Here is a 13,738-nt window from a genome sequence, read left to right on the forward strand (position 1 = left end):
CTAAGTATGAGGTTCACAAACCCAAGGGAGAAAACCGGATATCTCATCTGAGCTGTTCTAATTTTGTCAACCATTCATTAAAATGTGTACATTCTTTTCTTAAATTATTTAAACCAATTTCCTTCAAAATTAGTACTCCATCATCTATTTTATCATAAGCATCACATAAATCCAGTATTCTCTTAGACGGAGCTGTATTTGGACCTTCATTAATGAGTTCTGGATTATTATCTGGGACAGAAGATCTGATTTTTTCAAAACAATTCTCCGGCAACTGATTATAGAGACCTAACCAATTTTGCATTACCACTGGATCCGCAAACATTAGCGCCTCATATTCATGCAATTGAATATACGGTATAAATGTATGATGGTTGATATCTACGCCTAAAAGTCTCTCCATTTCTTCAATTCTGTCATAAGCAGGGAGGTCTTTTGTTGCAATATGACCAGGAAAGTCAGTTGTAAGCCCGTATAAGTCTATCAATGTTGTGTGGTAAACATTCGGGCTTTCTCTAATCCATTGAATAACATCATTTTTAAACTTGTGATATCCTACGATACCCCCTCTCTTTCTAAGCTTTCTATTTGTAAGAACTTTTCTAACATCTGCATATATCTCAAAATTCAATAAATGTGGACGTAGGATATCAGACACAAAACGTTCCTCAGAAAATCCTTCTGCAGTTATATTTAACCTTATCATGGATTTCCTCCTATTACATTTTTATCCCACAAATCCCCTAAAGAATATTGATCTAACCAAGATTCCAGTTTCTCAGGGTCTAACCTATTGAAGATTGTTGCACCCATATTTCGATCCACCACCAGAATATTCTCCGCATCAAACTCATTGACTAAACTTACTGATTGGGTTGACACAATTACCTGAGTTCTTTTTGATGCTTTTTTTAGCAAGCCAGCAAGAATTGTTATGGCTGTAGGATGCAAACCCAATTCCGGCTCATCCAATAGAATCAACTTTGGAAGTTTTTTCTGTAAGAGCAAAGTAGCCATACAAATAAACCTTAAAGATCCGTCCGATAATTCATTGGCGGTAAATATCTTGTCTGAATACAGATCATGCCATTCCAATCTAATGTTTTCTTCATTTAATGGGTTGGGCTCCAGAACGAAGTCTTTAAAGAATGGAATTACTAATTGCACGGTCTTTACTATACGTTCATAATATTGCTCCTGCGATTTCTTTAAAATATAAAGAAATGCTGCAAGATTAGACGCATCCTCAAGCAAAAATTTATTGTTTGCAATCGCACCATATTTTTTCATCCCGGCAGTTTCACTGGTATCGTGAAAATGATAAACACGCCACTCTTGCAAAACATTGTAAACATATTCCGCTACCTTGCTACTTCTCGCAGCTTTTGACAGTGTGCTTTCCTCCTCAGATCTGGTAATCAATTCCCAATATGGTTCCTGATGGAAGCTTCCCCTATAACCACAATACTCACCGGAAACTAATAAACTATCTCCCCTTGTAGGTTGCAACCCAATTTCATAGTAGTTAGGATCAAAATCCAATGTAATTTTGATTTCTCCAGTAGTTTTACTGCCATAATACAACAAACTTTCAGCACCATTTGTAAGGGAAGTATTTTTGAGTCGTTCTTGAATTATATTCCTTAAAAAACGAAACAAGGAAATAAAGTTCGTCTTACCTGCCCCATTCTGCCCTATTAATACATTGATATCCTCAAGACCAATATTTTGATCTTCTATGGACTTATATCCCTTTATGTGAATATTATTTAACCGGTGGTAATCTGCCATTTTTTTGATAACTCTTTATAACAATACTCAACTTCAGATAACCTTACTTATGTAAGATAGCATCTTTTGTGGATTGTTTCATTTACCACCTTATCCTAATGACTAATGGAAATGTTGTCTTAATCAATTTTAAAATGGTATAGTCAATGTGAAAGGCAGATGAATAGGGTGTGAGATAGTTCTTTGGCCGGGAGGCAGACACCCATAAACAAAAAGGGGAAAATCACTTTCGTAATTTTCCCTTTCCCTTTCTTCTTGTATCCCGGATTGGATTCGAACCAATGACCTACTGCTTAGAAGGCAGTTGCTCTATCCAGCTGAGCTACCGAGACTTATACCTCATTTTTTCCGTTAATGTGAAATAAATTCCTATATTTATCTCTCATTTTGGGAGTGCAAATTTATGGAAATATTTTCCAATAAATCAAATTTAATTTAATTTTTCTAAAATATTGATTTAAAAATATGGACGTACAGATCGAAGACAGCTGGAAAGAAGTACTCAAAGATGAGTTCAACAAATCCTATTTCGCGGAGATTGTCATGCACCTGAAACACGAGAAAGCCCTGGGAAAAACCATCTATCCGGCAGGTAACAACATCTTCAACGCCTTTCAGCAAACACCTTTCGACAAGGTAAAAGTAGTGATTTTAGGCCAGGACCCGTATCATGGTCCCGGACAGGCACACGGCCTCAGTTTCTCGGTGCCGGATGGCATCAAACCGCCGCCCTCACTTGGTAATATATACAAGGAAATGAAAACCGATCTCGGCCTGGAAATACCCACCAGCGGCAATCTGACCAAATGGGCAGAACATGGCGTGCTCCTGCTCAACGCTTTCCTGACGGTGAGGGCCAGCGAACCCGCTTCCCATAGCAAAATAGGCTGGGAAAACTTCACCGATGCAGTGATCCGCAAAATATCCGACATGAAAAATGATGTGGTATTCCTGCTGTGGGGCCGCTTCGCACAGGATAAACAAATCCTGATAGACGCTACCCGCCATCATATCCTGAAAGCAGCGCACCCCTCCCCTTTCAGCGCAGCCAACGGATTCTTCGGTTGCAGACATTTTTCCAAAACAAACGAACTTTTGCTCAAAGCGGGCATTGAACCGGTTGACTGGCGCCTTTAATCATATTTACATACTATCAGTATCTTTACCATAAGCTGTCAGTTATGCTAAAAAATATACTGGGAAGAATTTACGCACTATACGCATTGTTGTTGTTTGCAACCACCATGCTGATAGTCTTTATCCCTATCTGGATTGCCTCTTTCTGGCCGGAGCCTACCCCTTCCGCCTTTTTCGTGGGCCTTGGCCGCTGGTGGATGAACATCTACCTGCCGCTGATCGGTTGCCCGGCCAAACTGAAAGGCCAGGAATATTTCGCCCCCGGCCAAACCTATGTGATCGTGTGCAACCACAACGCATTGATGGACATCCCCATTACCACCGGTTATGTGCCCGGCGCCAATAAAACGCTGGCTAAAGCATCCATGGCTAAAATTCCGCTGTTCAGCGTGCTGTACAAAATCGGCAGCATCCTGGTTGACCGCAGCAATGAAGCCAGCCGCAAACAAAGCGTAGTGGACATGAAACATGCCCTCAGTCTCGGCATTCACATGTTGCTGTACCCTGAAGGTACCCGCAACCGTACGCCTGAACCACTGAAAGCATTCTATGACGGCGCTTTCGCCCTCGCCATAGATACCCAGACACCACTGATGCCTTCCCTGCTGTTCAACACCAGGAAGATACAACCGCCCGGTAAAACATTCTTCGCCTGGCCGCATCCCATCCATTTTCACATACTTCCTCCCATTCCCACCACCGGCATGACCCGCGAAGACCTGCCAGCACTGAAAGAGAAAGTATTTAAGATCATGTGGGACTACTACACCACTAACCAGGAACTGTGATGATCATGATTATTGCTGATTCGCCTGATTAGCGGAGATTACAACGAAGATCATATCAAAGATAAAAACTAAGAACCCGTTTGATATTTATTCAAACGGGTTCTTTCGTATGGGTATAATAGGATAACATGATCTCCGCAAATCAGGGGAATCAGCAATAATCATGGCTATCACAGTTAATAAAGCGGGTTCTGTGTCATCTTCGGATTGGCCAGCAACTCATTCAGCGGAATAGGATAACGGAAATCACGCTGCACATTACAGGACCGTGTTTCTACCAGCACCGGCTGCCCGGTAGCAGGGTCCACGGCGCCATACACCTGCCCGTTCATCACGTCACCGAGTATGTCCCAGCGACGGATATCATAAAAGCGGGCGCCCTCAAACGCCAGCTCGGCAGTACGCTCCCGGCGGATCAACTGACGCAGCTTTTCCTGCGTATTGTATTTGACAACATCTACTACGGGCATGCCTGCACGCGTACGGATATCATTCAGATGTTTGATGACATCAGCATTCTGCCAGTCGCCCAACTCCATCAGTGACTCTACATAATTAAGCAGCACCTCTGCATAACGGATGATCATATAATCCAGCGAAGGACTGGCACCATTACGGTCTTTGGGATCAAGATATTTTTTTACCCAGAAACCGGTGGCAGTACTGTTGAGGATACCAATACGGTCACTGCCCTCGCTGGCAAACGGCCGCAGCGTGTCTTTCTCATATATCTGCCCCGGTACCAGCACAGACGCCACCAAACGCGGGTCACGGTTATTTTTGTAGAAAGGGTCTTTCTGATATACCGCCAGCGAATCCGGGCCCAGCTCCTGCAAAGTTCTTCCCTGCAGCGTTTCAAAACTGTTCACTACTTTCATCGTAGGTGATACCACCGTCTGCCCTCCTACGCCATAAGGCGCGAAAGTTCTCCACGCGTTAGAGCAACCGTTGTCGCGGAAAAACACCCGCTCTTTATTCAACTCCCCAGCATAAGTAAACAACTCCGCAAAACTGTTGACTTTTGTATTGGTACTGCGGTACAATGCATACACATTCTGATCTATCACCTTTTTGGCGGCTACCTTAGCTGTTTCATATTGTTTGTAAAACATTGCCAGCTTGGCGATCAGTGCCCAGCATACACCGGAAGAAATACGCCACGCTTCGTTGTTGTTATACACGTCCGGTAAATGAGGCGCACATTCAGTCAGTTCACTCACCACAAAATCATATACTTCTTTCTCGGAATTACGGGTGGTATTGCTGTTGGCCGGTTCCAGCGATTTGGTGACGATCGGGATACCGCCAAAAAACAACATCATCTCCATGTGATAGTAAGCCCGCATCGCCCGCGCTTCATATTTGTAGCGGTCTTTCAGCGAAGAATCCATGTAGCAACGGTCTACATTCTCCAGGAACCGGCAGGCACGGCGTATATCCTTGTAATCATCCTGCCATAGGCTCAACGCTACGTCCCAGCTGCTGTTCTGTAAGCCTTTGGCATACGCTTCGTAGGCGCCGCGGGTATCCTGACGGGCCACTGCCTCATCACTCAGAGCCGAGAGGAACATCAACTGCCGCCCGCTGGAACCGCCCGGCAGACCGGCATACACGGACCCCAACGCACCAGTGGCATTGGCTTCGGTCTTCCACCAATTATCATCAGTCACACTCACCGGATCATCATGAGTGAGGAACTTTTCACAACTGCTGCATGTCAGCATCACGGCTGAAAAAATGACTGCATATATCTTTTTCATACGACCATTATTAAAGTTGAACATTAATACCGGCAATAAATGCCTTCATGATACCATAGGTCCACTGATCACCCTGACTTTCCGGATCGGTAAGCTTCAATTTGCTGAAGGTGATCGGGTTCTGTGCGTTCACATAAACCCGCAGACCACGGATACCAATACGTTTCAGGCAGTCGGCCTGCGTATTATATCCCAGCTGGATATACTTCACACGCATATAAGCACCATTCTGGAACCAGAAATCTGAGGATAATTTATTATTGGTGGGCAACGTGTTCAATCGCGGGAACATCGCGTTGGTGCGTTGAGGTGTCCAGTAGTTGTCCGCATAAAAACGGGTAGGCACGCCACCGTCCTTACTGTTGTCCATCGGCAGCGCCAGCATGCCTGCCAGTACTACGTCAGACTTACCGGTACCTTGTAACAAAAATTCAAGATCAAAATTTTTATACGCTACCCGGAAATTGGCGAAGTAATTCAGCCTTGCGATAGGATTACCAATCAATGTCTGGTCAGACCCGTCAATAATTTTATTGCCGCTGATGTCCAGGTACTTGATATCACCAGGTTTGGCGCCAGGTAATACTGGTATCAGCGGATTACCGTCCTTGTCAAAGTCGCTTTCCTGCAATAGTCCTGCGGTTTTGTAACCGAAGATGCCTCCATACGGACCACCCTCTCGCTGAATAGTCGTAGAGCTTACATAAGGCCCGCTCAACAGGGACACGATCTCGTTTTTGTTATAGGTCACACCCGGACGGAAAGACACGGAAACATGTTTGCCGATATTACCATTGTAATTCACGGAAGCCTCCCAGCCGGTATTGCGCAGCTTACCAGCATTGACAGGCACTTTGCCTTCAAAGCCACCGGTATAGGATAATGGCGGACGTAGGATGATATCTTTGGTGAGTTTATTGTAATAATCCACTACGATTTCCAGTTTGTTGTTAAACAAACCAATGTCCAACCCTACGTCGGACATATTTACGGTTTCCCAACTCAGCTCCGGGTTACCATAAGTAGTCTCCAGACCGGAACCAGAGTTGATCGTGGTCTGGTACTGGTACAAGTCCACATCTGACTCATTACCCAGCTGCCCGTAGGAGGCGCGCAACTTCATGTTGCTGACTGCTTTCACGGATGACATGAATTTCTCCTTGCTGATATTCCAGCCTAACGCGACTGACGGGAAGAAACCATATTTATGTCCATTGGCGAACTTCGATGAGGCATCCATACGGCCGGTCGTTCCAGCAGATAGCGGTCCTGATAAGAGTAGTTCAGTTTGGCATAGGAAGACAACAGGGAATTGATATACAGGTAAGTACCTGCTGTGCTGGCACTCGTATTTTTTTCTTCCTGCGAATACCCTGCCATCAGGAAGAAGTGATGGTCTTTCAGGTCCAGCGTATAGTCCGCATTGGCGGCGATATAGTAGTAGGTAGTCCTTGCTTGTGTGTAAGTCCTCTGTTGCGTCCAGGTTTGCAGCAGTTGCCCGGTATAATAGTCGAAGAAGTTGTAGTTATCGCGCAGACTGCCCAACAGATCACTGTTGAGGCGGTAGCTGAACTGCCCACGGAGATTCAGTCCTGGTATCACCTCCCACTTAGGTTGCAGGTTGATGCTGGACTGTCCGTATTCATTTACAAACCGGCCGCCTTTTTCTGCATAGGCCAGCGGATTTACGATATCAACATAACGGCCGTAGATATCAGCGGTGCTGCCGTCTTTCTGCGGATACTTAGGCAGAATGGTAGGCGGCACACGAAACACGTCTTCCAGCAAGCGGGTACCATCATGCCCCAGCGTTCTGTTAGGCAGCAGGATATTACGTTTAATGGCCAGCAGGTCCATATTGATCTGGAAGTTTTTGGCCAGCGATACAGAGGTGTTGGCGCGGATGTTATACTTCCTGCTGCTGGTAAGCGGTGTCATGCCATCCTGATATTGATAGTTCGCGTTCAGCGCAAAACGGGCAAGACTGTTGCCGCCACTCACGCCCACAGAATGACTGGTAATGGGCGCTTGTTTGTTGACAATAACTTTCTGCCAATCGGTATTCGGATACTTTACCGGGTCAGTGCCGGCGATGGTTTGTTGAATATCGTCTTCGGAATACAGGGGCGTTTTACCGGAATTGGCCAATGCTTCATTGTACATGCGCATATACTGCGGTGCGTCTACCAGGGCGGGCATATTGGTGGGCGACTGTATACCATAATAGCCGTCATAGGTAACGGCGACACGACCGGGCGTACCTCTTTTGGTGGTGACAAGGATCACACCGCTGGCGGCCCTGGCGCCATAGATAGAGGCGGCGGCGGCGTCTTTCAGCACCGTCACACTTTCCACCGTAAGCGGGTCTATAAAGTTCATGTCCATCGGGATACCATCTACCAGCACCAGCGGATTGGAACCGTTGAGGGACGTGATGCCGCGTATCTTGATCGTGGCGGCATCACCGCCGGGCAGGCCCGAGGACTGGCTCACCTGCAGACCGGTTACGCCGCCCTGCAGTGATTGTGAAATGGTGGTGATGGGCTTGCCGCTCATCGCCGATTTTACATTGAGGGAAGCTACAGAACTGGCAATGTGTTTACGCTGTTGCTCTGTAATCCCCACCACCACTACTTCATCGAGGGCTGACACTTTTTCGTTCAATGCGATGGAAAGGCCGGTGTTGCTGCGCAACACATTGTATTCCGTGGCGATAAATCCAACCAGGCTGAAAACCAGCGTGGCATTTTTAGGCGCCTGGATAGTGAAGTAACCGTCTGCATCACTGGTAGTGCCACGGGATGTGCCTTTCACGGCAATAGTGACGCCTGGCAGCGCTACCGGTGGTTCGTGGGTATCGTACACACGCCCTTTAATGGTAAGCAGACTGTCTTCCCGCGCCAGTTTCAGCGGACGTACCGGCTGTTCGTCTTTCGGAACGATCGCTACCTGTGTACCTACAATCGTGTAACCGAGATTGGTACCATCGAGGGCTTTGTCCAACACCTCTACCAGCCTCTTGCCACGGAGGTGCAGCGTGATGTTTTTCTCACCACGCAACAGCTCATCTTTGTAGAAAATACGCCAGTTGCTTTGTGCCTGTATCTGGCGGAAAAGCTCCGGTAGCGGAGCATTGTTCACCCGCACATTGAGCGGGGCATTCTGTGAGTAGGTTTTACCGTAGGCGCTGACCAGCCCTACGAATAACAGGATCATGATTAGCCGCATAACATGCCATAATTTGGCTGGCACTATGCCCACAGGCAGGTAGCGCCAACAAACGTAAAATTTTTGCATACATTTGTTTGGTTTAATTAATGAAATAGTTAGCCGGGCCGCCTGTTACCGCAGGCAGTCTTCACCGGAAGATGTTACCGCATCTTCCGGTTTTTTTTGGCTTTTCGCTGATGCTTATTTGGTTTTAAAAATGATTGTGTTCCCCTGCTTTTCGTACTTCAATGAAGTGGTAGCAGCTATTATGTCAAGTACATCGTTCAGTGTTTTCTGCAGGTCAAGATTACCCGAAAATGTTTCATTGCCCGACCGCGTGTCTGTTGTTATTGGTTGATTGTAATACCTGGATAGTTTTTTAAGTATTTCATATAAAGATGTATGTTCTGCGACCATCAGACCATCTTTCCAGGATATAAACCCGGTGACGTCTACATTGTCCACTGTCATGTTGCCGTTATGGCCTGTAAATAACGCCCTGTTACCCGGCGATAACTGTACCGGTGTACTTTTCTTTCCCGGTCCTCTGAAAGCCTCCAGCTGAACGCTTCCACTGGCGAGGACCACCTGCGAGCTGGCATCTTCCCGATAGGCGGAGATATTAAATGCGGTGCCCAATACAGCTACTTTCATATCGTTGGCGTATACACTAAAAGGACGGTGTGCATCTGTCGCCACTTCAAAATAAGCCTCCCCTTCCAGGAACACTTCCCGGCGCTGCTGCCCGAATCCGGCAGGATATACCAGGCGGGAACCGGCGTTGAGCCATACCCTGGTACCGTCTTCCAGTTGCAGGGACGCTACGTTGCCATAAGGCACCAGCAGGGTATTAAACACCTGTCTGCCGGCCTCCAGCTCCTGCTTTATCTCCTGCGAATCTATCCGTACCTGCGTGCCTTTCGCCTGATAGGCGATAGCTGCATGGCTGTTGCGGATGTTCAGCAGCTGCTGGTTCCCCAGTATCATGCGGGTCACGGTGGTATCACCACGGGTGTAGCTTTGATCATTGGCGAAGGCCACCAGCGCGGGCAGCGGCTCCTGCGTGCGCTGCCACTGCCACCATCCCAGTCCGGCCGACAGCAGGAGGGTGATAGCGGCTGCCATTTTCCACCACGACTGCCACCAGATCTTTACCGGCGGTTGTGTGATATCGGCAGCGATACGCTCCCACAGCAGCGTTTTTTCTGCTACAGACAACTGCTCGTTGCCAGACGCACGTACAATGGAGATCATTTTCTCTTTGTCCCCACCAGCGTCGTTCGGTGCGTCTTCTTCCATACCATATGATGGGTTGTTGATGTCCATAGCTAATATTTGCCCCTATATAACAGAGCAGCCTGTTTCCCTTTTATAGACTCCTTTCAGAAAAAAAATTTAAAAATTTTTCAGGCAGGCGAGTAACAACATGCTGAAAGCCGGGATAGTGGTGACAGGCATCTCCTGTCTCAACTGGCGTATGGCCCTGTAGGCAAGGGTCCTGCAGGTGGGCACGGAAATCTGCATCAAACGGGCCACTTCTTCATAGGAAAGTTCACAGTTATATTTCAGATAAAGGATCTCTTTCTGCCGGGCCGGCAGTTTATTCATCTCTATGGCCAGCCTGTGCAGGGCGCCTTGTTGCTCCTCCTGTGCAATGATCAGGCTCTGTACGTCGTTGGCTTCAAAAGTGAGCTGGAAATAACTATCTGCATTGGCCATATCCCCCGGCAAGGAAAAACGTGCACTTTTCTTCAGGGAGGTATTCAGCTTACGCCGGAAAGACACAAGCAGATAAAAACGGATGTTGACCCGTTGTGCCAGATGCTCGCGCTGCATATACAGGTCAGTAAACAGGTCATGTATACAATCCCTGATCATCTCCTTATCCGGAAAATACCGTAATGCGTAAGCATACAGCATATCAGCGGAGGCTTCATACAGTACCCTGAAAGCCTGCTGATCGCCTGCTATCACGCCATTCCATAACGTTTCCTCATTGACTCCGGTTAGCTTCATCAGATCATTGGATTATTGCAGATCGATATCTGACTTTAAGTTACACAACAGGATATAAAATTAAAAATACATAGACGGGTTTAATATTATGAAATCATTATCAAGCCAGGAATACCCTAAAAGAAGAGAAAATAACACCGGAATTTTGATATTTACTCATTTGGATATTTAGACATTAAAAAAAATGCAGCGGAGATCCGCTGCATTTTCAATATCAAAATAATTAAATAAAATAATATCCAAATAGCTAGAAGTCGTAAAACTGTCGCGATCGGTTGATCCTCAAATCCCGCAGGAGGCTCGCTTTCGGGTTGATGGTGATACTGAACTGCCGGAATGTACCGAACGGTATCAGGTTAATCGACATCTGCCAACAGTGCAGGTCCCTCGATATGTACATATTCGTATAGGCGATCTGCATATTGGTAAAATCAAAACCACTGTTCAGTCCCACTTTCCATTTAGGTGTCAGGCTGAAATCGCCATTGAAACTAACGTACTGGGTTATACGTTTCACAACGCCGCCGGAATCGGGAATGACGGTATTCGTGTAGGACAAGCTGTAAGACAGGTCCACGCGCCACGGTATGTCAAAATCCACATATTCACCAGGGTTGTTACGCATCATCTGTAACTGTCGCTGTTGGGCAGCCATGGCAGCATCGGCATTGGTGATATTCTCCAGGGAGTCTATCTTTTTCTGTTTGTCTTGTCCTTTCTTGTCTTTCGACTGGAAAGAGGTGCTCAGGGAGATGCTGGCGTTGGTCAACCGGCCCAGGCTAAGTTTACCCGCCTGCCATACGTATTTGTCAACACGGTGCCCTCTACCATCGGTCTGATAAGGATCGATATTACCGCTGGCGGAGATATTCACTTTATCGAACAGGTTGGTACGGGCATAGATACTGAACGTGGAGAGCTTGAAGGAATCAGCCACCAGGTTGTAGCTGCCGTTGATACCGAAGCCGTCAAGCAACTTAACTTTCTTCTCATGGTTGCCAGATGTATCCTTCCGGGAAAAGACCTTCATCTCCAGGTTGTTGTCCAGACCGAAGTTAATACCGCCGAAGGCTCCGGGCGAAGGCACCCCGATAACAGATCCATCGAAATAAGACACCCTGGCAGAGTCTCCTGCACTGGAATATTTATATTTATAGTAATAGTTGCTGGACAGGTCCGGACGGTAGCTGGCGCTCAAGGTAGGGCGCACCACATGGCGGATAGCTTTCACCTTTGAATGTTTACTGAAGCCATACATACCATATACCGCGGTAGACAGGGACACGCTGGCACTGATATCGCGGGCTGCGAAGAAACCAGCCTGGTAGGAGGTATCCACCCCTCCGATACCACTGGGGTCTTTGGAAATAAGTTTATTGGGGTTCCAGGATTTGGTGACCTTCTTGGTATACCAGTATTCACTATAGTTGATACCCGGTGACAATGTCAGCGTTTTCAGGATCGGGATGGAGAAAGACACCGGGATGGTGTGCTGCATGCCCGTCTGCATAGCATCGAACATGGCCTTTTTACCAAATGCAGAGTCCTTGAAGCTGGCCTGGTTACGTAATACGGCGTTATAGGAGATACCGATTTTTTCGTACCATTTGGGAGTACCTACCATTTCTTTCGGCTGGAACGGATAAATGGTGTTTACCGTAAAAGTACCGTCCGGGAAAGAGATAGACACGTCGCGGGTGGCCAGGTTCTGAGAGTGGTTCAGGCCCAGGGTAAGATTATAAGGCTTGCCCTGCCATGTTTTGGAAAAGGTGATAGACGACCCGATGTTATTGTTGACACGGGTACTATAGTCAAATACGTTGAATCTGTTATAGGAGGAACTACCAAAGTTCACGCTGGCGCCGAAGTTCACCCCTGGACGGGCCTTGCTGTCCATACTGTGGTTCCAGGTAATGCGGAAGTCGCGGGACTTCGTGAACTCTGATGGTACCGCCGGATCGCCATAGCGGGTATTGGCAAAGCTCAGGTTCAGGCCACCATTGTATTTATACCGTTTCCGGTAGGTGGGACTGGCCGTGAGGCTCCAGCTGCCATAGGAATAGATGTCGCCCCGCAGGGTAAGGTCCATATGCTCCCCCATCCCGAAGTAGTAACCGCCGTTTTCGAGGCCCATCCCTTTCTGCTGGTTCACCACGTACTGGGGAGGCAGGATACCGGACCGCTGGCCCTGTGTGATCGGAAAAATGGCAAACGGAATGTATAATGGGGTGGGTATTCCCATAATTTCCAGGTTAGCCGGCCCGGAAATTACCAGTTTGTCAGGGATAACCTTTATTTTACGGGCCCTAAAGCTAAAGTGCGGCGTATCGAGGTTACAGGTAGTGTATCCGTTTTTAAAGCCGAAAATGGTATTATCCGACTCCTTTTTGGTAAGTTCACTGTGGATATAACCTTCGCCGTACTGGGAGCGGGTATTGTAGATCTTTGCTTTCTGAGAGGTAAAATTATACCGGAGCGTGTCTGACTCGAAGCTCTGGCCCCCGTCGTTCATCACGGGGCGGCCGATGATCTTGCCTGCGGTATCTTTGGCATTGGTGGCCTCCAATACGCCGGTGTTCTGATCGAAATTCATTTTTTCGGCAGATAGATCAATCGATTTATATTTGGTGCTGGCAGTACCATACAGATAAAAGCGTTTGTCGGGCACCATCAGGATAATGGAGTCCTTCGCTTTGTAGGTTACCGGCGCATCCAGCGTATCTTTGGATACCTTGGGGACAAAAACGGTATCCACGGTCACCTCTTGGGAGGTGTCCTGGTCTTTTGATACCAAATTAGTGTCCGCGCCCGGCTTGGCGATCACTTTAGGCGCTTTGGGCTTTACAGTGTCTTTCCGGGCAGGAACGGTATCTGCCAAAGTTTTGTTAAAAGTCGGAGATGCGTGTGGCCTTGCGACCCCTGATGCATCTATAATAAAGGGAACGGCGATAACCACACCTGCAAAAGCCAGGTATGTCTGCCGTAAAAACTTTTTATAATTATTTTTGTAGCTAGAGCTCATGTGTTAAGGCGGGC

8 protein-coding genes, 1 tRNA gene and 1 pseudogene are annotated in these 13,738 nt (G+C 47.2%); 2 read left to right on the forward strand and 8 right to left on the reverse strand.

Annotated elements, in window-relative coordinates; all coding sequences use genetic code 11:
- Positions 1–43 precede the first annotated feature (43 nt).
- The 3 genes from HHL17_RS27025 to HHL17_RS27035 all read right to left on the reverse strand — a co-directional run bounded on the left by HHL17_RS27025 (position 44) and on the right by HHL17_RS27035 (position 2,123).
- Positions 44–706, reverse strand: coding sequence for a DUF4276 family protein (locus HHL17_RS27025; RefSeq protein ID WP_169227951.1), 663 nt, complete (start codon positions 704–706; stop codon positions 44–46).
- Positions 703–1,791, reverse strand: a complete 1,089-nt coding sequence (locus tag HHL17_RS27030; RefSeq protein WP_169227952.1) for an AAA family ATPase — start codon at positions 1,789–1,791, stop codon at positions 703–705. Before HHL17_RS27030 ends, HHL17_RS27025 begins: the two co-directional genes overlap by 4 nt.
- 258 nt (positions 1,792–2,049) lie before the next feature.
- Positions 2,050–2,123: transfer RNA gene (locus HHL17_RS27035), tRNA-Arg, on the reverse strand.
- Positions 2,124–2,256: 133 nt separating this feature from the next.
- Here HHL17_RS27035 and ung point away from each other — a divergent pair.
- Both ung and HHL17_RS27045 read left to right on the forward strand, forming a co-directional pair.
- Positions 2,257–2,928 carry a uracil-DNA glycosylase gene (gene ung, locus HHL17_RS27040; RefSeq protein WP_169227953.1) on the forward strand — a complete coding sequence of 224 codons (672 nt, stop codon included), beginning with the start codon at positions 2,257–2,259 and terminating at the stop codon, positions 2,926–2,928.
- A 44-nt stretch (positions 2,929–2,972) separates the two neighbouring features.
- Entirely contained in the window at positions 2,973–3,716 is a 744-nt protein-coding gene (locus HHL17_RS27045) for a 1-acyl-sn-glycerol-3-phosphate acyltransferase (RefSeq protein ID WP_169227954.1), read from the forward strand.
- Between the two features lie 176 nt (positions 3,717–3,892).
- Here the strand turns inward: HHL17_RS27045 and HHL17_RS27050 are convergent, their stop codons facing one another.
- The 5 genes and pseudogenes from HHL17_RS27050 to HHL17_RS27070 form a co-directional block, all read right to left on the reverse strand.
- Positions 3,893–5,476: a RagB/SusD family nutrient uptake outer membrane protein gene (locus tag HHL17_RS27050; protein ID WP_169227955.1), complete on the reverse strand. Its 1,584-nt coding sequence runs from the start codon at positions 5,474–5,476 to the stop codon at positions 3,893–3,895.
- A gap of 10 nt (positions 5,477–5,486) precedes the next feature.
- A pseudogene (locus HHL17_RS33645) lies at positions 5,487–8,773 on the reverse strand (TonB-dependent receptor).
- A gap of 114 nt (positions 8,774–8,887) precedes the next feature.
- Positions 8,888–10,012: a FecR domain-containing protein gene (locus tag HHL17_RS27060; RefSeq protein ID WP_169227956.1), complete on the reverse strand. Its 1,125-nt coding sequence runs from the start codon at positions 10,010–10,012 to the stop codon at positions 8,888–8,890.
- A gap of 69 nt (positions 10,013–10,081) precedes the next feature.
- Positions 10,082–10,702, reverse strand: coding sequence for an RNA polymerase sigma factor (locus HHL17_RS27065; RefSeq protein ID WP_169227957.1), 621 nt, complete (start codon positions 10,700–10,702; stop codon positions 10,082–10,084).
- A gap of 247 nt (positions 10,703–10,949) precedes the next feature.
- The gene (locus HHL17_RS27070) at positions 10,950–13,580 is read right to left on the reverse strand and encodes a putative LPS assembly protein LptD (protein ID WP_169227958.1); all 2,631 of its coding nucleotides are present in this window, start codon (positions 13,578–13,580) and stop codon (positions 10,950–10,952) included.
- Between the last annotated feature and the right edge of the window lie 158 nt (positions 13,581–13,738).

Origin of the sequence: Chitinophaga fulva (genome assembly GCF_012927205.1) — a bacterium.
Lineage (GTDB): Bacteria > Bacteroidota > Bacteroidia > Chitinophagales > Chitinophagaceae > Chitinophaga > Chitinophaga fulva.

Coding starts and splice junctions, on each gene's coding strand:
- HHL17_RS27025 (WP_169227951.1), bottom strand. CDS start 706: ATGATAAGGTTAAATATAACTGCAGAAGGATTTTCTGAGGAACGTTTT.
- HHL17_RS27030 (WP_169227952.1), bottom strand. CDS start 1,791: ATGGCAGATTACCACCGGTTAAATAATATTCACATAAAGGGATATAAG.
- ung (WP_169227953.1), top strand. CDS start 2,257: ATGGACGTACAGATCGAAGACAGCTGGAAAGAAGTACTCAAAGATGAG.
- HHL17_RS27045 (WP_169227954.1), top strand. CDS start 2,973: ATGCTAAAAAATATACTGGGAAGAATTTACGCACTATACGCATTGTTG.
- HHL17_RS27050 (WP_169227955.1), bottom strand. CDS start 5,476: ATGAAAAAGATATATGCAGTCATTTTTTCAGCCGTGATGCTGACATGC.
- HHL17_RS27060 (WP_169227956.1), bottom strand. CDS start 10,012: ATGGACATCAACAACCCATCATATGGTATGGAAGAAGACGCACCGAAC.
- HHL17_RS27065 (WP_169227957.1), bottom strand. CDS start 10,702: ATGAAGCTAACCGGAGTCAATGAGGAAACGTTATGGAATGGCGTGATA.